We start from the raw sequence: 19,501 nt of genomic DNA on the forward strand, positions 1-19,501 counted from the left end.
GGTGTCGCCGCGGCGTGTCAGCCACCGGCGGCGATGCAGGCGGCGCTCCACGGTTCCGCTGACGTCGCCGTGTCATCCGCACAGGCACTGACCACACGGTTGCGCCCGTCGCGCTTGGCGCGATAAAGCGCGCGGTCCGCCTGCGCAAACAGCTGTTCCCAGGCCTGCCGCGCATCCCGGTGCGGCCGCGCCTGGGCAATCCCGATACTGACGCTGGCATGGCCGCCCAGCTCCGCCGGCAGCGCGATCGACGCAATGCGGGCGCGAATGCGCTCGGCCAGCACCTGCGCTTCCTCGGCGGTGGTGCGCGGACACAGCAGGCAGAATTCCTCGCCACCGAAGCGTGCCGCCACGTCGGTGGTCCGGCTGGCGCGGCGCACCGCATCGGCGACCCGCCGCAGTACCGCATCGCCGGCCAGATGGCCGGCGCCATCGTTGATCCGCTTGAAGCGGTCGACATCGATCACCAGGCAGCAGAACGGCGTGGCGTCGTCGGCCGCGCGCGCCGCCAACGACAGGGCCGCGTCTTCCAGCGCGCCGCGATGCAGCAGGCCGGTCAGCGGATCCAGACGCGCGCGCGCCACCTGTTCGGCGACCAGGCGTTCGGCGCAAAGCAGCGCATGACCGACCATGCCGGACAGCAGCGCGATCAGCATCAGCAGCAGCGGCGCCTGCGCCAGCAGACCAGCGGCATCCGCAGCGGAGGCATACGGGGGCAGGCTGCTGTCCGCGGCAAGCGTCATGGCGAGGAACAGGCATTGCGCGCACAACTGGGCGCAGCTCGCTACGGCAACGAGCGAATGACCGAAGCCGGCACGCGCGCGTCGCTCGCCGGTGAGCAGCCACAGCGCCCTCCATGCCAGCGCCGCGGTGGCGCTGTGGCCAAGCACCGCCAGCAGATGTCCCGCGCCGGCCGGCTCGCCGGATACGGCAAGCACGGCGAACAGCAGCACCGCTGCCACCGCCCCCACCGGCAAGCCGCGCCTGGCCGGCTTCGCCCAGCGCAGGGGCGAGGGCGACAGCGTCTTGAGCAGACGGAGTTGCGCGGCAAGCCCGAGGGCATGCGCGGCAACGATGGTCAGCACCGAGGGCGTCAGTGCGCAGATCACCATCACCATGCCACCGAGCGAGGCCAGCGCATGCGCGCCGGCCCAGCCACGATCGCCCGTGGAATGGCCCGGCCGACGGCGAAGACCGAGCGACAGGCCCAGCGTGCTGGCAAACAGCGCCAGCAGGGGAAGGTAGGCAGTTCCGGAATCAGGCAGCATCGACTCTCTCTATTGATACGGGCCGTGAGGCCAGCAGTCCGTCAGCGTGGGAATACGGGCCGTCGCGGCCATGGCGACGCGCCCGGCCCGGCAGAGCCGGACAGCGTGCCGTTTCCCCTGTCGCGCGGCCTGAATGCCCTGCGGGGCAGGAGCTCGCGCTGTCAGCCGCGCTAAGCGCCGCTTAAATCGCTCTTAAGAATGGGGCGAATTCTAGCGGTGCCAACGTCACAGAGGCGGTCCCCGGGGCAAGGTTTGACAATTGTTGACATTGCCTTTTAGTGCACTTGGATACGATTCCGATCGAGCGTTATTGACTGCGTTTCAAGACATGGACGGGAAGTCGGGTGCCTCCTGCAGCCGCCGCTTCCGGGGGTGGCTTCATATTCCGGGGCCGCTGCCGTTGAAGGGAGGGCTTTGTCCCGCGCGTCTCCTGGCATGCGGTGATGAAGGCGCTTTCCTGGCCCCGCAGGTTACAATTTCGAAACAAATTCGAGCCTCGCGCGCCACTTCCTCTTGGGGGAAGGGCTGCATGAGCACTCAAGAAGAGCAATAACAATGAACATTGCCTCGGTCGAAGACGATCCCAGTCAGGCAGAACTGATCCAGCAGATCCTGATCGGCGCTGGACACCAATGCGACAGCTACTCCGGCGGAAACGCGCTGCTGCGTGCGATGCGCGAACGTTCGTATGACCTGCTGGTAATGGACTGGCAACTGCCGGACATCAGCGGCCAGGAGGTGGTGACCCATGTCCGCCAGCGTTCCGGCCAGTACCCGCCCATCCTGTTCCTGACCAGCCGTTCGCTGGAAGAGGACATCGTTGCCGGCCTGGCGAGCGGCGCCGATGACTACATGGTCAAGCCGGTGCGGCGGGGCGAACTGGTCGCCCGGGTCGGCGCGCTGCTGCGCCGCAGTTATCCGACGGCACCGGCCCACGAGGCGATCGTGGTCGGGGGCTATCGGCTGGACCCGCTGGCCCGTACCGTCAGCCTGAACGGCGAGGAAATCGACGTCGCGCCGCGCGAGTTCGATCTCGCGCTCTATCTGTTTCGCAACATGGACCGCCTGCTGCCGCGCGACGTGGTCGAGCAGGCGGTGTGGGGCCGTTCGATGGGCGCAGGGTCGCGCACGCTGGACACCCATCTGTCCCGGCTGCGCGTCAAGCTTGGCCTGCGGCCCGAACATGGGGTGCGCCTGGCCTCGGTCTACTCGTACGGCTACCGCTTCGAGCGCTGTGAGGTGAGCAACGATGCGTGACCGAGCGCGGGGGCGCGCCATGCCGCGCCTCGGCTTGCTGCGCGTCGCAGCAGCATGCCTGACCGGCCTGGCGTCGGCCGCCGCGCTGGCCGGACCGGCCGGCGCGGATGGCAAGTACTTCCTGTATCGAGTGGAGAGCGAGGACACCCTGATCGCGCTCGCCCAGCGCTATACCGGCGATGCCGGTCAATGGCATGCGTTGCAGCGGTTGAACCGCGTGGCGGATCCCTACCGTCTCAAGGTCGGCTCCCTGATCCGCATTCCGCTGGACCGCATCCCGGTGGTTGGCGCGCAGGCGCGCGTGGTATCGCTGGTCGGGGATGTCAGGCTCGATGGCAAGCCGGCGCGGTTGCACGCGGCGGTGCACGAGTCCGCCTCCGTGGAAACCGGCGTGGATGGACTTGTGACGTTCGAACTGCAGGACGGCAGCCGTGCGGTCGTACCGCCGCGCACGCGGCTGCAGCTGCGCCGGCTGCGGGCCTTCGCCGGTACGGGTTTGGTGGATACGGTCGTGCAGCTCGAAGCCGGCGCGATGGAATCGCGCGTCGCGCCGGAAGGCGGCGGCGTGGGCCGCTTCGAGGTGCGTACGCCGATGATGGTGACAGGCGTGCGCGGCACCCGCTTCGATGTGGATGCCGGCCAGCCCGGACAGGGGATCGGCGTGGGCACGGTGCTGGAGGGCGAGGTCGCGGTCAGCGCGAAGTCCGGCCGGCAGCGCGTGCCTGCCGGTTTCGGCGTGGCGATTTCCCGCGACGGCAAGCCCGGCGCCCCGCGCAAGCTGCTGCCGGCGCCGGTGCTGCCGCCGCTGCCGCCCGGGCCGGTCTACGACGACGAAACCGAGCTTGCCTGGCAGCCGGTGCAGGGCGCGGCCGGCTATCTGGTGGTTGCAACGCGCGACGAGGCGCTGACCGAGCAATTGTTCTCCGGTGTCGTGCAGCGACCCTCGGCCCGTGTCACCGGCCTGCCCGATGGCGAGGTCTTCCTGTCGGTGCGCGCCATCGACGACGCGCGTCTGGCCGGTAACCCGGGGACGGCGAAGCTGCTGGTGCGCCTCAACCCCCCGGCGCCGTTTACGCTCGAGCCGGCCCAGGCCGGCCGCGAGTATGGGGCCACTGTCCCGTTCAGCTGGGCGGCGGTGGAAACGGCCGCGCAATACGAGCTGGAGGTGGCGGGCGACGCCGGGTTCGGTTCGCCCGCGGTGCGGCTGCGCACCCGGGACACCGGCAGCGCTCAGCAATTGACGCCGGGCAGCTGGTGGTGGCGCGTGCGATCGCTGGATGACAAGGGCGAGCCGGGGCCATGGAGCGAGCCGGTGGCCTTCCGCCTGTTGCCGGCGCTGCCCACCGCGACGTTGAGCGAGGACAGCAATGGCGCGCTGCGGCTGCGCTGGAGCGCCAGCGGTTCCGCGCCGCAGGGCGTGCGCGATACCGTCAGCGAGGCGGGCGAGGTCGCCTATCGCGTGCAGCTTGCCGCCGACCCCGCCTTCGAGCGAATCGTCGAGGACCGCATCGTGCAGGGCACGGAAGCCGCGCTGGCGCGGCCCACCGCCGGCCCGTACTGGTTCCGCGTGGCCCGCCGGGAGGCCGATGGCACGGTATCGCCGTTCTCGCCGGCGCAACGGATCGAACTGTTCGATCTGCTGCGCGATGGCACGGGCGGCGCCGTCGGTGCGGGCGCCGGGCCGCTGCGTCGCGGCGGCTGACGGGAACATTCACAGGACAGGCCGCCGGAGCGCAGCATGAGCAGGGTCAATCAGCCGAACGACGGCGCACACCGCCACCCGGACGGCGGTGGATCGCAGCGGCCGCAATCCCGCGTCGGCGGGCTCATTGGCGGGTTCCATGTCCGCACGCTGGTGGAGTGGCTGTTGCTGACGCTGCTGGTGGTGGCGCTTGCGCTGAGCCGCAGCCACTTCGACTGGGGCAAGCGCCTGGACCGCGCCATCTACGACGTGGGTATCGCGGCGCAGCCACACGCCGCGCGCCCGGACATCGTGATCGTGGCGATCGATGACCGCTCGCTGCAGGGCGTGGGGCGCTGGCCCTGGCGGCGCGCCGTGCTGGCCGACCTGATCGATCGCGTGTCGGCCGGCGGCGCGGCGGTGATCGGCGTCGATGTGCTGCTGGTCGAGCCGGACCGGCTCCATCCCGACGATGACCGGATGCTGGCCGCCAGCATCGCCCGGGCCGGCAACGTGGTGCTGCCCGCGATGGCCGATCCCGTGCCGGGCGGCTACCGGATCCGCTATCCGCTGCCCGAGTTGCGCGCGGCGGTCGGCCACATCAATATCACCCTGGACAGCGACGGCCTGGCCCGCCATATCTGGTTGCGCGAGGGGCGGCAGGGAGAATGGCTGGATCACCTGGTGGTGCGCATGATCCAGATCGGCAAGGCGGCGCAGCCGCTGTCCCGGTATCGGGCCGAGGATGTCCGCGAGCATGCCGACGGGGGCTGGGAGCGGCAATACCGGCTGCGCATCCCCTTCGCCGGCCCGCCGGGCACCTTCACGACCCTGTCGGCGCTCGACCTGATGAACGGCGCAGTACCAGGCGAGGCGCTGCGCGGCAAGACCGTGCTGATCGGCGCCGTTGCCACGGGGCTGGGCGACATGTTCGCCGCGCCGATGTCGCGCCGCGGTGATGGCATCAGTGGCGTCGAGCTGCTGGCCAATGCGACGCAGACCCTGCTCGATGACCAGGGCATCGTCGCGCTGCCAGCGGCGGCGGTCAACGCGATGACCGCGGCCGCCATCCTGCTCGGTTGCCTGGCGGCGCTGCTGCTGTCGCCCCGCAACGGCCTGGTGGCGAACGCGGCGCTGCTGGTCGCCTTGCTGCTGCTCAGCGTGCTGCTGCTCGGGGCGGGCCGACTGTGGTTCTCGCCCGTGTCGGCCATGCTCGGCTGCATGCTGTTCTATCCGTTGTGGAGCTGGCGCCGGCAGGAATGGACGCTGGCCTTCCTGTCGCGCGAGGCCAGGCGGCTCGAAGGCGAGTCGCCCCTGCCGGGCGCCGCGCGGACCGCACCGCCGGCAGCGGGGCAGACGCTGGACACGCGGATGACGGTCCTGTACCGGATGATTCAGCGCCTGCGCGATATGCGGCGCTTTCTGTCCGACGGGCTGGAGAGCCTGCCCGACGCCACGCTGATCTGCGATCCGCAAGGCACCGTGCTGCTCGCCAATGCCCGCGCGCTGGCGATGGCGCCGCGCACGCTGGCGGCCCTCCCGCCCGACCCGGTCGCCCTCGCGGCCGCGGGCCGTGCCGCAGAGGCCGTGCCCGGGCCGCAACTGGCCGCCGTGATGGCGGAGATCATTGCCTTGCCCCAGCCCGCGCTGGATTATTGGCAACGCCTGCGCGCCACCGCGGGCGGCGACGTGCCCGGCGCCGAGCCGGCGGCGGACCTCGCGCGCGAGCGCGGGGGCGTGGAGCTGCAAACGCGCGACCAGCGTGCGGTGCTGGTGCGCGGCGCGCCGTTGCGGGGCGATGCCGGCGGTGTCGAGGGGTTCAGCATCAGCTTCGTCGATATCACGCAGGTCCGGCTTGCCGAGCGGCAGCGCGAGGAAACGCTGCGCTTCATCTCGCACGACATGCGCTCGCCGCAGGCGTCCATCCTGGCGCTGGTCGAACTGCAGGCGGACCCGGAGCGGGCCCTGGAGCCGGCCGTGCTGATGGAGCGGATCCGCCATCATGCCGGCCGCACGCTGGCGCTGGCGGACGACTTCATCCAGCTGGCGCGCGCCGAATCGCAGCATCTGCGCTTTGTCGAGACCGACCTCGCCACGGTGCTGATGGATGCGGCGGATGCACTGTGGGCGCTGGCGCACGCTCGCCATATCAAGGTGTCGCTGGAGATCTCGCCGGAAGAGATGACGCTGCAGGCCGAGCCGATGCTGCTGATGCGCGCGGTCTGCAACCTGCTCGACAATGCCATCAAGTACAGTCCGGCCGGCACGACCGTGACCCTGCGCGCCGCGCGCGAAACGGTCGCCAGCACCGTCGCCGCGGCGTCCGGCCGGGACGCGCCCGCCACGCCAGTGTCGCCCGGGGCGGCGCTGCGCATCTCGATCTCCGATCAGGGCCCCGGCATTCCGCAGCACGAGCAGGCGCGCATCTTCCAGCCGTTCAGCCGCCTGCAGGGCGAAGGCCGGCCGGTACGGGACGGCAGCGGGCTGGGACTGGTCTTCGTCAAGACGGTCATCGAGCGGCACGGCGGCCAGATCGCGGTGCACAGCGAGCCGGGGGCGGGCGCGACCTTCGATATCCTGCTGCCGAACTGATTTCCCGTGAAAGAAGTGCAGCGTCGTGTAACTTGAGCACCGCAAGGCGCGGACTTGCCCGCTTCGCCGGGTCCCGGCGCGCCCGGGTAGCGGCGTCACCGCATGTGGAACGCGCTTTGCATCGGCCCAGCGCAACGGCACGACTGGCGTGCCCTCGCAATGGGAGACCACCATGAAGGCGCTCTGCTGGCATGGGAAACACGACATTCGCTACGACACGGTGCCCGACCCCGTGATCGAACATCCGCGCGACGCGATCATCAAGGTCAGCAGCTGCGCGATCTGCGGTTCGGACCTGCATCTGTACGATGGCTTCGTTCCCGGCATGGAGCACGGCGACATCATGGGCCACGAGTTCATGGGCGAGGTGGTCGAGGTCGGGGCCGAGAACAAGCACCTGCGCGTGGGCGACCGCGTGGTGGTGCCGTTCACCATCATCTGCGGCGAATGCGACCAGTGTCGCCGCGGCAATTTCTCGGTGTGTGAGCGCACCAACCGCAACAAGGAAGCCGGCGACAAGATGTTCGGCCATAGCACGGCCGGCCTGTTCGGCTACAGCCACCTGACCGGCGGCTACGCCGGCGGGCAGGCCGAATACGTGCGCGTGCCCTATGCCGATGTCGCGCCGGTCAAGGTGCCGCCGGACCTTACCGACGATCAGGTGCTGTTCCTTGGCGACATCCTGCCCACTGGCTGGCAGGCGGCGGCGCAGTGCGACATCCAGCCCGATGACACCGTCGCGATCTGGGGCGCAGGCCCGGTCGGGCAGTTCTGCATTCTCAGCGCGCTGCTGATGGGGGCAAAGCAGGTCATCGCCATCGATCGCGTGCCGGAGCGGCTGGCGATGGCGAAGCAGCTTGGCGCGATCCCCATCGACTTCGATAACCAGAGCGTGCTCGAGGCGCTGAACGAACTGACCAGGGGCAAGGGCCCGGAGAAGTGCATCGATGCCGTCGGTCTCGAAGCGCATGCGACGCGCTCGCTGGACTCGATCTATGACCGCGTCAAGCAGGCGGTGATGCTGGAGACCGACCGGCCGCACGTGCTGCGGGAAATGATCTATGTCTGCCGGCCGGGCGGCATCCTGTCGGTGCCCGGCGTCTATGGCGGACTGGTCGACAAGATCCCGATGGGCGCGATGATGAACAAGTCGCTGACGCTGCGCACCGGCCAGACCCACGTGAACCGCTGGACCGACGACCTGCTGCAGCGGATCATCGACAAGCAGATCGACCCGACCTTCGTCATCACGCACCGTGTGCCGCTGTCCGAAGGCGCGTCGATGTACGAGACGTTCCGCGACAAGCACGACGGCTGCATCAAGGTGGTGATGACGCCTTGATGCGACGGCCTGGCGAACGGGGCACCCGTCCCCGTTCGCGCAAGCTGCGTCAGAAGCCGACCGGATAGCCGTCCTTGCGGTAGTCCGAGGCGGCCGCATAGCCGTGGTCCAGCCGCATTGCCATCTGCGCGCCGCCGAACTCGAGGCTGTCGGCCGGCGCCACCTCCACCGCATGGCCAAGGTCGAGCAGCCCCTGCACAGTCTGCGCAGGGCAGTGCGCCTCGACCGATACGCCCCGATTGTCGTCCAGCACGCGCCAGCGCGGCGCGTCCGCCGCGGCCTGCGGATTCTGGCCGAAGTCCGCAATACGGCTGGTCATCTGTACGTGGCCCTGCGCCTGCATCGAGCCGCCCATCACGCCGAACGACGCCAGCGGCCGGCCGCCACGCATCAGGAAGCCGGGAATGATGGTGTGAAACGGCCGCTTGCCTGGCGCGACCTGGTTGGGATGCCCGGGCCTGAGCGAGAAGCCCCAGCCGCGGTTGTGCAGGGCGATGCCAGTCCCCGGCACGACCACGCCCGAGCCGAAGCCCTTGAAGTTGGACTGGATGTACGACACCATCATGCCGCTCGAATCGGCGGCGGTCAGGTAGACCGTGCCGCCGCTATGCGGCTTGCCGGCGCCCGGGTATGCGGCGCGGCGCGGGTCGATGGCGCGCCCGCGCTGGGCGAGGTAGGCGTCGTCCAGCAAATGGCGCGCGGTGACGGCGGTCATCGCTTCATGGTCGCCCACGTATTCATGCAGGTCGGCGAAGGCGAGCTTCATCGCCTCGATCTGCAGATGCATGGTGGCTGTGGAGTCGAGGCTCGACCCCGCCAGGTCCCACTGCTCCAGCATGCCCAGCGCCATCAGTGCGCCAATGCCCTGGCCGTTCGGACCGATCTCGTAGAGCTCCAGGTCGCGATAGGCGCGCCGGATCGGCTCGACCCAGTCCGCGCGGTGCGCGGCCAGGTCGGCCTCGTCGATGCGCCCGCCGGTGGCACGGGCAAAGGCGGCGATCCTTGCCGCCAGCGCGCCGCGATAGAACTCTTCGCCACCGCTTCGGGCGATGGCCTCCAGCGTGTCGGCCTGGCCGGGGCAGAGGAAACGCTCGGCGGGCAACGGCGCGCGCCCGCGCGGGGCGAACGACTCGGCAAAGCCTGGCTGGTCGCCCAGCACCGGGATCTGCGCCTGCCATTGCCGATGCACGGTCGGCGACACGACGAAGCCGTTGCGCGCGTATTCGAGCGCCGGTTCGAACAGATCCTCGAACGGCAGCGTGCCGAACTTCTCCCAGGTGGCCCTCCAGCCCGATACGGCGCCGGGCACCGTCACGCTGTCCCAGCCCTTGAAGGGCATCTCGTCATGGCCGGAGAACGACTCCGCGGTCCAGGCGCGGGGCGCGCGGCCGGAGGCATTCAGGCCGTGCAGCTTCGCACCATCCCAGATCAGCGCGAAGGCGTCGCCGCCGATGCCGTTCATGCACGGCTCGACGACGGTCAGCGCGATCGCCGTGGCGAGCGCCGCGTCTACCGCGTTGCCGCCGCGCGCCAGCATGCGCAGCCCGGCCGCCGCCGCCAGCGGCTGGGAGGTGGCGACCACATTGTCGGCCAGCACGGGCACTCGTTGCGCCCGATAGGGGAAGTTCCAGAAGTCGTTCATGGTTGGGAAAGTGCCAAAAAAACGGGACGGCGGCCGCATCGAGGCCGGGCCGTTCCCGAGGACTGCCAAAAAACGCCGGCCCTGCGGCCGCGTCAGTCGATCTTCACCCTGGCGGCCTGGGCCACCTTGCTCCATTGGCGCATTTCGTCCGCGATCATGCGGCCGAACGGCTCGGCCGGGCGGAAATCGACCTGCACCCCCTGGGCTTCGAGCGATTGCACCAGCTCCGGCATCGCCAGCACGGTCTTCATCGCGCCTTCGAGCTTCCTGACCACGGCAGGCGGCGTTCCCTTGGGCGCCACCAGACCGAACAGGTTGTTGACCTTGAAGTCCGCGACCCCTTCCTCGCCCATGGTCTTCGCTTCGGGCAGGGAGGACACGCGCTTCTCCGACGCCACCGCCAGCAGGCGCAACTTGCCGGACTTCACATGCGGCAGCGCGGCGGGAATGCTGTCGAACATCATCGCGGCGCGGCCGGCCATCAGGTCTGGAAGGGCGAAGGCGCTGCCCTTGTAGGGGACGTGGAGCACGTCCACGCCGGTGCGCAGGCGGAACAGTTCCGATTCCAGGTGCGACAGGGTGCCGGCGCCCTGCGAGGCGAAGTTGTACTTGCCCGGTGCCGCCTTCAGATACTGCACCAGCTGCGACACGTTCTGCACCGGCAGGGAGGCCGGCACCACCAGGATGTGCGGCACGTTGCCGATGGCGGCGACCGGCACGAAATCGGTGGCGAGATTCGCCGGCTGGCTGGAGTAGGTGGCCGCCGCGATGGCCGCATTGCTGACGGCGGCGAGGTACAGCGTATAGCCGTCCGGCGCCGCCTTGGCGGCGAAGGACATGCCGATGGCGCCGCCGGCGCCTGGGCGGTTCTCGACCACCACCGGCTGCTGCAGTACCTGCGACAGGCGCTGTCCGACCGCGCGCGCCAGCACATCGGTGGCGCCCGCCGGCGGGAACGACAGCACCAGCTGGATCGGCCGGTCGGGATACTCCGCCAGGGCGGCTGGCGCGGCCAGCGCGGTGGCCAGTCCGAACGCGGCGAGCAGGCCGGCCTTCCGGGAGCCGGCTTTCATGGAGCCGGCCTTCAGGATGGTGCGCGCATGCGCCGAGACGGTGCGCGCGCGATGGAGCGACTGCATGAACATGATCTGGATGACTCCGAGTAGGACCCTGCCAGCGCGCGGCATCCGCCGCGCGCGATGGCGGTGATCCGAGGGTTGCGGAACACCTGACGCTGGCCGCTTTCCGCCGTCCCACGGGACGAATTCGGTGCGCGGCTCTGTGGCGCCTGTCATGCCGGACCCGGTCGTTGCCGGGGATCGCTGTTGGGAAGGGACATTCTAGGCACGCTCCGTGCGTAAGCGAATGCGGATCGGCGATGCCCTTATGCGAGATCGGAATGGGACGTATGGGCAGGATACGCCTGCCGGTCAGTACAGCGCCAGACCAACGACGATGCAACTGAAATGGATCGAGGACCTGCTCGTGCTCGAGCGCACGCGCAGCTTTTCCCGTGCCGCCGAGCTGCGGCACATCACGCAGTCCGCCCTGTCGCGCCGCATCCGGTCGCTGGAAGATTGGGCCGGCGCGCAGCTGGTGGACCGCACTATCTATCCGCTCGCCCTGACCAGTGCCGGAATCCGGTTCTGCGAGGCGGCGGGGCAGGCTTGCGCGCTGCTGCTCGATGCCCGCGCGGCCGCGCGGCGCGAACAGACGCTGCCCGGGGCGGCCATCGACATCGCGGCAGGCAACACCTTGTCGCTCACCTTCCTGCCGTCCTGGCTGAAGCTGTGCCGGGGCCGCTTCGGTGAATTCAACGCGCGCGTGGTCGCGGCGAATGTGCTGGACGCCGTGGTGGCGCTGTCCGAAGGCAGCTGCGATCTGATGCTGGGCTACAACCATCCGCAAGTGCCGGTGTCGCTCGATCCGGACCGCTTTCGCAGCCTTACGGTGGGTGGCGACATGTTGCTGCCGGTGTCGGTGCCTGACGCGCAGGGGCGGCCGCTGTGGTCGCTCGATGCCGCGGTGGAGCGCCCGATTCCCTTTCTGGGCTATACCGCCAGCACCACGCTGGGCCGCATGGTCGACGGCATCCTGGAACAGAAGCGGGCGCACGGCCGGCTGGTCCGGTGTTACGAAGCCGATATGGCGATGCTGCTGCTGAAGATGGCCGGCGAGGGCAACGGCGTGGCATGGCTGCCGTACAGCACGGCGGCCGACGCGCTGGCCAGTGGTGTCCTGGTCCGCGCGGGTAATGCCAGCTGGTGCTCGACGCTGGAGATCTGCGCCTGGCGCCCGATGCAAAGCGCCAATCCCACCTTGCACGCGCTATGGCAGATGCTGGAGAGCGGGCAGGCCGAAGCGCAGAGGGAGGAAGCGCGCCCGCATGTGCGCACGGCTGTGGCGCCGATGCCGGCTACAGCCCGATGAACTGGCAGAACTCGCTGGTGGAAGCCCGCCCGGCGTGCAGGCGGTTGGCGGGCGCATCCGGATCGGCATAGCCGATCGCCATGCCCGTAAACAGCATCTGGTGCGGCGGCAGGCCGAGGAAGCGCTGCATCGTCTGCGGATACATCGCCCAGCATTCCTGCGGGCAGCTGTCGAGCCCGGCCTCGCGCAGCAACAGCATGACGTTCTGCAGGTACATGCCGCAGTCCGACCATTGCGGCGGTCCCATGCGCCGGTCGATCGAGCAGAACAGCGCCAGCGGCGCGCCGAAGAACTGGAAGTTGCGAGCGAACCAGGCTCGCCGCGCGGGCTTGTCCTCGCGCGGAATGCCGAGCTGGCCGTACAGGTCCTCGCCGATCCGATACCGGCGCTCCTTGTAGGGGGAGACCAGCTCCTCGGGATAGGTGTCGTACTCCTTGGGCTCGCCGCGCGGCGCCTCCTCGATCCGGCGGCGCATGATGGCCTTCAGCTCCTGCAGCGGCTCGCCCGCGACCACCTGGATATGCCATGGCTGCAGATTGCCGCCGGACGGCGCGCGCGCGGCCTGCTCGACGATGCGCCGGATCAGCTCGGGCGGGACGGGCCGGTCGAGGAAGCCGCGTATCGAGCGGCGGGAGGCAATCGCTTCGCTGACGTTCATGGAGTCGAGAGGGCTGTTGGTTTGCGCCTCTCTCCGGCAAGCGGGAGAGGGGGAGCACCCGCAGGATATCGCATGCTAAGGTCTTGCCGAGTTGCTTCCCAATACAAGGAGACACCCATGGCCGGACCGTTGCATGGCTTGAAAGTCGTCGAAATGGCGGGGCTTGGCCCCGCGCCGTTCTGCGCGATGATGCTGGCGGACATGGGGGCGGAAGTCGTGCGGATCGACCGCCCCGGACATCGGGCGCACGTGATGCCCGACGAGGTCCGCTTCGACGTGACCGCGCGCGGTCGCCGCAGCGTCGCCATCGACCTGAAGGCGCCCGGCGGCGCGGACGCCGTGCTGGCGCTGGTCGAGCGGGCCGACGTGCTGGTCGAGGGCTTTCGCCCCGGCGTGATGGAGCGGCTGGGGCTGGGGCCCGAGCCCTGTCTCGGGCGCAACCCGCGGCTGGTGTATGGGCGCATGACCGGTTGGGGCCAGCATGGTCCGCTGGCGCAGGCCGCCGGCCACGATCTGAACTACATCGCCCTGAGCGGCGCGCTGCACGCGATCGGCAACCCCGGCGAGCCGCCGGCGGTGCCCCTGAACTATATCGGCGACTTCGGCGGCGGCGCGATGATGCTGGCCTTCGGCGTGGTTTGCGCGGTGCTCGAGAGCCGCGGCAGCGGCAGGGGGCAGGTGGTGGACGCCGCCATGACCGATGGTGCCGCGCTGCTCGGGGCGATGATGTATGGCTTTCACGCGGCCGGTTCGTGGACCAACCGGCGCGGGGAAAATCTGCTCGATGGCGGCGCGCACTACTACACCACCTATCTCTGCGCGGACGGCAAGGCGATTGCGGTGGGCGCGCTGGAGCCGCAGTTCTATCAGGAGTTGATGCAACGCTGCGGCATCGACGATGCCGATTTCGCCGACCAGCAGGATCGGTCGCGCTGGCCGTCGCTGAAGGCAAGGCTCGCCGACCTGTTCCGCTCGCGCACCCGCCCGCAATGGTGCGCGCTGCTTGAAGGCACCGATGCCTGTTTCGCGCCGGTGCTCGACTGGGACGAGGCGCCGGCGCATCCGCACAACCGCGCGCGCGGCACCTTCATCGAAATCGATGGGGTCCTGCAGCCGGCCCCGGCCCCGCGCTTTTCCGCCACGCCACCGGTTGCGCCACGCGGGCCGGTACGGGCGGGGACCGATACCGCGGCGGTGTTGTCGGACTGGGGGCTGGACGACGAGGCGATCGCGCGGCTGGTCGCGAGCGGCGCGATTTTGCCTGCGCAAGCAGAAAGGGAGCAGGACGGGCGCGGCTAGCGGAGGAACGGTCGAAGGGCGGGGGCAGCAGGGGAAGGGGGCGGCCACGCCGGGCGTCTGGCAGCCCGGCGAGATGCCGCATCACCACATTGGGAGGACGATAAACGCGACGATGGCCAGGGCCACCGCGATCCACAGTATCGGACTGGTGAACACGCGGCGCTTGCCCGGCCGGGTCGACTCGCGGGCGCCTTCGGCATTGGTGCCATACCTTTCATCTTGACGCATGAGACAGCTCGGTGAAGTGGGGGGAAGCCGTTTCCACGCATGGATCGTGCCGGGCGGCGTCGCGGCCGGCCCGGCATTCCGCCTTACTCCGGCCGAGGGAAGTCGACCACGGTGTCGTTGACGCGGTTGAACATGTTGGTGAAAAGAATCGCGCTGATCGCGAGGATCGCCTCGGTGATCTGGCGGTCGTCGAAGCCGGCCTCGCGCACTGCCCGGACCGCGTCGGCGGGCAGCGTGCCCGAGGTCTTCACCAGCGTGCTGGCAAAGCGCACCAGGGCGTCGATCCTCGCATCGTCGTCGTAGGCACCGGCGCGCAGCTTGCGCGTCTGCTCCGCGGAGTACCCGGCGAGCTTGCCCGTCATGGTATGGGCAGCGACACAGTAATCGCAGCCGCTCAGCTCGCTGACGGCGAGGTTGATGGCCTCCAGTTCGCGTGCCGACAGCGCGGAGGCGCTCTTGAGCACGGTGCCCGTCTGCAGCACGTTGGCGAGCACGGCGGGTGCCTGGCTGCCGATTGCCGCATAGGCGTTGGGCACCTTGCCCACGGCGCGCTTGATGTTCGCGAACAGCTCGGCGGCCTGGCCGGTGGCATTGCGGGGATCGATGGTTTGCATGCGGGACATGATGGATTTCCTTTCCTGAGACAGTGGGCCGCTCGGCGGCCCGGTTGATCGGTGCTGGCTGCCGCCGCTTCGCATTCCTGACCGGCTTGCACAGCGGCGGCGTCCATGGATTGCATTGTGTGGCGGCGAGACGATTCGATCGGCATAGAATGGCGCCTGTTTTTGCTCGATCGTCTCAACCCGGAGGGAATGCCGACATGGACCCGCTCAGTACGCTGGTGCAGCTGCTGTCGCCGACCGGCACGCTGGACCTGCGCTGCCGCATCGCGGCGCCCTGGACTGCCGCCCATGCCCAGACGGCGCCGGGCCGCATTCCCTATCATGCAATCCTGCAAGGCGAGGCGCGCATCGAGGGTCTCGCGGCACCGCTGCGCCTGGCGCCCGGCGATATCGTGCTGTTTCCGCGCGGCGCCGCCCACCATCTGCTGTTTGCCGGCGGCGCGCATGGGCGCGGACCGGCCTCCCGCACGCGCACGCGCTTCAACGGCGTGGTCAACGAGGTGTCGCTGAAGGGCAGCGCCGAGCGGCGGCAGGACGACGACCTCGACATGCTGTGCGGGACCTTCACGCTGGGCGCGCCGGGTGCGATGCTGCTGCAGGCGTTGCCCGAGGTGCTGCATATCGGCACCGCCGGACAGGACGACAGCCGCTGGTTGCGCGGCCTGCTGGAGATGATGCGCACGGAAGCCGCCCATCCGCAGCCCGGCAGCCAGGCCATCGTCGGCGAGCTTTCCACGGCGCTGTTCACCGGGTTGCTGCGCACGGTGCTTGCGCGCGGCACGGTCGCGACCGGCCTGCTCGCCTTGATGGCCGATGGGCGGCTGGCGCGAGCGGTGCAGGCGATGTTCGATGCCCCGGAGCGGCCCTGGAGCGTGGCAGGGCTTGCCGCGCTGGCCAACATGTCGCGCGCCACGCTGGCGCGGCGCTTCGCGGGCCTGGGGCAGACCACGCCGCTCGAACTGCTGACCCGCCTGCGCATGCAGCGCGCCGCCACGCTGCTCGAGAGCGGCAACGCGCCCATCGCCGCGGTCGGCCAGCAGTGCGGTTATCAGTCCCAGGCGGCCTTTGGCAGGGTGTTCCGGCAGCACTACGGCACGGGCCCCAGGGCATGGCGCGCCGAACGCCGGCGCGCATCGGCGTGAAGGGAAGGGGATGAGCGGGCAGGGATGCGAGGAGCGCTGACTATACTGGTGCCGAGCAACCAGGTGACGGGCCGCCCGTGCCCCGGAGGCGGCCCGCTTCTCGAGCAGGAGGACCGTGATGACGACATCCAGGGCAACGGCGCCGACGCGCCGGCAGCAGGGACCGGCCGGCGCCGGCACGCCGTCCAGCTACTTCGACGCCGTCTACGCCCACGGCGACGATCCCTGGCACTACCGCGACCGCTGGTTCGAGGCGCGCAAGCGCGCCCTGCTAATGGCAATGCTGGATCGGCCGCGCTTTGCCAGCGCGTTCGAGCCGGGCTGCGCCAATGGCGAGCTGACCGCGGCACTGGTGCCGCGCTGCGGCCATCTGATCGCCGCGGACCGCCATGCCAGGGCGGTGGAGGCCGCGCGCCGGCGCATCGGCAAGGTGCCGCATGCCGAGGTGAGGCAGATGGCCGTGCCGGCGCAGTGGCCCGAGGGCCGGTTCGACCTGGTGGTGGTCAGCGAGTTCGCCTACTACCTGAACGAGGACGAGGTGGGCGCGCTCGGGCGGCGCATCCGCGCGTCGATGCGGCGCGACGGCCTGCTGCTTGCCTGCCACTGGCTGCATCCGTTCGCCGAGCGCGCCTGCGACAGCGAAACGGTGCATCGGGTGCTGGGCCGGGAGTCGGGACTGCGGGCCTGCTGCAGCTACCGGGAGCCGGATTTTCTGGTGCAGACGTGGACTGCGGACGGCCTGTGTGCCAGCCAGCGCGAGGCGGGACAATAGTGCTGCGGCGAAAATCCCCCGGCTGTGACAGCCCGGCGGCGCCGCCGGGACAGCGTTTACCCTAGTCGGGCCCCGTTATTGTGCATTGCGCATGGCGGGGGCCGGGAATCGCCTTATAATGCGGCCACCTGGCTGACACCGAACGGACCTACCCGGTCCCGCACTGTGCGGCGGGCAGGCGGGCGATTGGCCTGCGCAATACCAAGAACGTGGTCATGTGGTGCCCTCATAAGGCCTGATCCGCGGTCGTGCGTGCGCGCCCTCCGACCAAGCCTGTCACCTCGCCGGGGAGTTCTTCGATTTTGCGCACGTCCAAGCCTTGAGCCTGGATGACCCAAAGAATACGAATCGAGGAGCTCCTGATGAAGCCGTCCCGTCTTACTTCCCTTTCCCTGGCCGCCGCACTGGTGGCTTTCGGCGCCAGCGCCAACGCGGAAACCGTCAAGATCGCCATCGCCGGTCCCATGAGCGGCTCGGTCGCCCAGTACGGCGACATGGTCAAGGCCGGTGCGCTGACCGCCATCGAGCAGATCAATGCCGCGGGCGGCGCGGGCGGCAACAAGTTCGAAGTGGTGCTGATGGACGATGCCTGCGAGCCGAAGCAGGCCGTCGCCGTTGCCAACAAGATCGTCAGCCAGGGCGTGCGCTACGTGATCGGCCACGTCTGCTCGGGCTCGACCATTCCCGCGGCCGACATCTACGAGAACGAAGGTGTCGTGATGGTGACGCCGTCGGCCACGGCGCCGCAGCTGACCGAGGGCAAGAAGCGCAAGATGATCTTCCGCACCATCGGCCGCGATGACCAGCAGGGTCCGGCCGCTGCCCAGCACATCATCAACAAGGTCAAGCCGAAGAAGGTCGCCGTGCTGCACGACAAGCAGTCGTACGGCCAGGGCATCGCCTCGTCGGTGAAGAAGGACCTGGACGCCGCCAAGATTCCGGTGGTGGTGTTCGAAGGCATCAACGCCGGCGACTCGGACTATTCGGCGGTGATCACCAAGCTGAAGTCGCAAGGCGTGGATTTCGTCTACTTCGGCGGCTATCACCCGGAAATGGGCCTGCTGCTGCGCCAGGCGCGCGAGCAGGGCGTGAAGGCGACCTTCATGGGGCCTGAGGGCGTGGGCAACAAGGACGTGACCGCCATCGCCGGCCCGGCCTCGGAAGGCATGCTGGTGACGCTGCCGGCCGACTTCACGGCCGATCCCGCCAACGCGGGCCTGGTCAAGGCCTTCGCCGACAAGAAGCGCGACGCCAACGGCCCGTTCCAGATGCCGGCCTATGCCGCGGTCAAGATCATTGGCGACGCCATCGCCGGCGCCAAGAGCACCGACCCGGTCAAGGTTGCCGCCTACATGCACAAGAACAGCTTCCAGACCCCGATCGGCAAGGTCGAGTACGACGCGCAGGGCGACCTGAAGTCGTTCAAGTTCGTCGTCTACACCTGGCACAAGGACGCCACCAAGACCGCCGCCAACTGATTCCCGGCGCGGTAGTGCCAACGCCCCGTTCGTCGCCGAGCGGGGCGTTTTGATATGGCCAGGCCGCGTGGGTCGCGCCTTCCTCGATCAGGAAGGCCGGGCGACAGGCATGCCCGCCGCGCACCGCGGCGCCGGCGTGCCGCACTGACGGGACGCATCCCATGAACGATTTCCTACCTCAGTTTACCCAGCAGCTGGTCAACGGCCTGACGCTGGGCTCCATCTATGCGTTGATCGCCATCGGCTACACGATGGTCTACGGCATCATCGGCATGATCAACTTCGCCCACGGCGAGATCTACATGATCGGCGCCTACGTGGGCCTGGTGACGCTGACCGCGATCGGCATCTCCGCCGGCTACCCGTTGCCGCTGGTGCTCGGCGCCGCGCTGCTGGTGTCGGTGCTCGTCACTGGGGCCTACGGCTTCGCGGTCGAGCGCGTCGCCTACCGCCCCCTGCGTGGCGGGCCGCGCCTGGTGCCGCTGATCTCCGCCATCGGCATGTCCATCTTCCTGCAGAACTACGTGCAGATCGGCCAGGGCGCGCGCGACGTGTCGGTGCCGGTGCTGATCACCGGCGCACTCGAATTCCAGATGGGTGGCGACTTCAGCGTGACAGTGCCGTATTCGCGCCTGCTGATCGTCGGCGTGACGCTGGTGCTGATGGTCGCGCTGACGCTGTTCATCGGCCACTCCCGCATGGGCCGGGCCTGCCGCGCCTGCGCCGAGGACATGCGCATGGCCAATCTGCTCGGCATCGATACCAACCGGGTGATCTCCTTCACCTTCGTGCTTGGCGCGATGCTGGCCGCCGCTGGCGGCGTGCTGATCGGGCTGACCATCGGCAAGCTCAATCCCTTCATCGGCTTTGTCGCCGGCATCAAGGCGTTTACCGCGGCGGTGCTGGGCGGTATCGGCAGCATCCCGGGCGCGATGCTGGGCGGCGTGCTGCTGGGCCTTGCCGAGACCTTTGCTTCCGGCTACATGCCGGCCGAATACAAGGACGTGGTGGCGTTCGGCCTGCTGGTGCTGATCCTGCTGTTCCGTCCGACCGGCCTGCTGGGCAAGCCGGACGTCGAAAAAGTCTGAG

General features: G+C 69.2%; 16 protein-coding genes. 10 read left to right on the top strand and 6 right to left on the bottom strand.

The genetic code is table 11. The features are described from left to right. Positions 1–17 precede the first annotated feature (17 nt). The gene (locus tag K6V06_RS13000; protein ID WP_222243992.1) at positions 18–1,268 is read right to left on the bottom strand and encodes a diguanylate cyclase; all 1,251 of its coding nucleotides are present in this window, start codon (positions 1,266–1,268) and stop codon (positions 18–20) included. 555 nt (positions 1,269–1,823) lie between these two features. Between K6V06_RS13000 and K6V06_RS13005 the strand changes: the two genes are divergently transcribed. The 4 genes from K6V06_RS13005 (at position 1,824) to K6V06_RS13020 (ending at position 8,140) form a co-directional block, all read left to right on the top strand. Then, the gene (locus K6V06_RS13005; protein ID WP_222243994.1) at positions 1,824–2,525 is read left to right on the top strand and encodes a response regulator transcription factor; all 702 of its coding nucleotides are present in this window, start codon (positions 1,824–1,826) and stop codon (positions 2,523–2,525) included. After that, positions 2,518–4,227, top strand: a complete 1,710-nt coding sequence (locus tag K6V06_RS13010) for a FecR domain-containing protein (RefSeq protein WP_255581817.1) — start codon at positions 2,518–2,520, stop codon at positions 4,225–4,227. Before K6V06_RS13005 ends, K6V06_RS13010 begins: the two co-directional genes overlap by 8 nt. 36 nt (positions 4,228–4,263) lie before the next feature. Continuing rightward, complete coding sequence (locus K6V06_RS13015; RefSeq protein WP_222243996.1) at positions 4,264–6,798, top strand: CHASE2 domain-containing protein; 2,535 nt, start codon at positions 4,264–4,266, stop codon at positions 6,796–6,798. Positions 6,799–6,970: 172 nt separating this feature from the next. Then, on the top strand, positions 6,971–8,140 hold the full coding sequence (locus K6V06_RS13020; protein ID WP_222243998.1) for a zinc-dependent alcohol dehydrogenase: 1,170 nt from the start codon (positions 6,971–6,973) through the stop codon (positions 8,138–8,140). A gap of 49 nt (positions 8,141–8,189) precedes the next feature. On the opposite strand, the gene K6V06_RS13025 is transcribed toward K6V06_RS13020, so the two are convergent. Both K6V06_RS13025 and K6V06_RS13030 read right to left on the bottom strand, forming a co-directional pair. After that, positions 8,190–9,782, bottom strand: coding sequence for a gamma-glutamyltransferase family protein (locus tag K6V06_RS13025; protein WP_222244000.1), 1,593 nt, complete (start codon positions 9,780–9,782; stop codon positions 8,190–8,192). A 92-nt stretch (positions 9,783–9,874) separates the two neighbouring features. Then, entirely contained in the window at positions 9,875–10,927 is a 1,053-nt protein-coding gene (locus K6V06_RS13030; RefSeq protein ID WP_222244002.1) for a tripartite tricarboxylate transporter substrate binding protein, read from the bottom strand. Positions 10,928–11,237: 310 nt separating this feature from the next. Between K6V06_RS13030 and K6V06_RS13035 the strand changes: the two genes are divergently transcribed. Continuing rightward, a complete protein-coding gene (locus tag K6V06_RS13035; RefSeq protein WP_222244003.1) occupies positions 11,238–12,212 on the top strand; it encodes a LysR substrate-binding domain-containing protein in 975 nt (324 codons plus the stop codon). On the opposite strand, the gene K6V06_RS13040 is transcribed toward K6V06_RS13035, so the two are convergent. Further along, positions 12,199–12,870 carry a nitroreductase gene (locus tag K6V06_RS13040; RefSeq protein ID WP_222244004.1) on the bottom strand — a complete coding sequence of 224 codons (672 nt, stop codon included), beginning with the start codon at positions 12,868–12,870 and terminating at the stop codon, positions 12,199–12,201. The two genes, K6V06_RS13035 and K6V06_RS13040, sit on opposite strands and share 14 nt — an antisense overlap. Before the next feature lie 117 nt (positions 12,871–12,987). Between K6V06_RS13040 and K6V06_RS13045 the strand changes: the two genes are divergently transcribed. Continuing rightward, positions 12,988–14,169: a CaiB/BaiF CoA-transferase family protein gene (locus tag K6V06_RS13045; RefSeq protein ID WP_222244005.1), complete on the top strand. Its 1,182-nt coding sequence runs from the start codon at positions 12,988–12,990 to the stop codon at positions 14,167–14,169. A gap of 81 nt (positions 14,170–14,250) precedes the next feature. Here K6V06_RS13045 and K6V06_RS13050 read toward each other — a convergent pair whose 3' ends face one another. Both K6V06_RS13050 and K6V06_RS13055 read right to left on the bottom strand, forming a co-directional pair. Then, the gene (locus tag K6V06_RS13050) at positions 14,251–14,397 is read right to left on the bottom strand and encodes a hypothetical protein (RefSeq protein ID WP_222244006.1); all 147 of its coding nucleotides are present in this window, start codon (positions 14,395–14,397) and stop codon (positions 14,251–14,253) included. Between the two features lie 83 nt (positions 14,398–14,480). Continuing rightward, the gene (locus K6V06_RS13055; RefSeq protein WP_222244007.1) at positions 14,481–15,020 is read right to left on the bottom strand and encodes a carboxymuconolactone decarboxylase family protein; all 540 of its coding nucleotides are present in this window, start codon (positions 15,018–15,020) and stop codon (positions 14,481–14,483) included. A 197-nt stretch (positions 15,021–15,217) separates the two neighbouring features. On the opposite strand from K6V06_RS13055, the gene K6V06_RS13060 reads away from it, so the two are divergent. From K6V06_RS13060 to livH, 4 genes are all read left to right on the top strand, one after another. After that, positions 15,218–16,162 carry an AraC family transcriptional regulator gene (locus tag K6V06_RS13060; RefSeq protein WP_222244008.1) on the top strand — a complete coding sequence of 315 codons (945 nt, stop codon included), beginning with the start codon at positions 15,218–15,220 and terminating at the stop codon, positions 16,160–16,162. Positions 16,163–16,280: 118 nt separating this feature from the next. After that, positions 16,281–16,934: an SAM-dependent methyltransferase gene (locus K6V06_RS13065; RefSeq protein WP_222244009.1), complete on the top strand. Its 654-nt coding sequence runs from the start codon at positions 16,281–16,283 to the stop codon at positions 16,932–16,934. A gap of 362 nt (positions 16,935–17,296) precedes the next feature. Then, positions 17,297–18,412 carry a branched-chain amino acid ABC transporter substrate-binding protein gene (locus tag K6V06_RS13070; RefSeq protein WP_222244010.1) on the top strand — a complete coding sequence of 372 codons (1,116 nt, stop codon included), beginning with the start codon at positions 17,297–17,299 and terminating at the stop codon, positions 18,410–18,412. Between the two features lie 161 nt (positions 18,413–18,573). Further along, the gene (gene livH, locus K6V06_RS13075; protein ID WP_222244011.1) at positions 18,574–19,500 is read left to right on the top strand and encodes a high-affinity branched-chain amino acid ABC transporter permease LivH; all 927 of its coding nucleotides are present in this window, start codon (positions 18,574–18,576) and stop codon (positions 19,498–19,500) included. Position 19,501: the final 1 nt, after the last annotated feature.

This window comes from Cupriavidus sp. AU9028 (assembly GCF_019795295.1).
Classification (GTDB): domain Bacteria; phylum Pseudomonadota; class Gammaproteobacteria; order Burkholderiales; family Burkholderiaceae; genus Cupriavidus.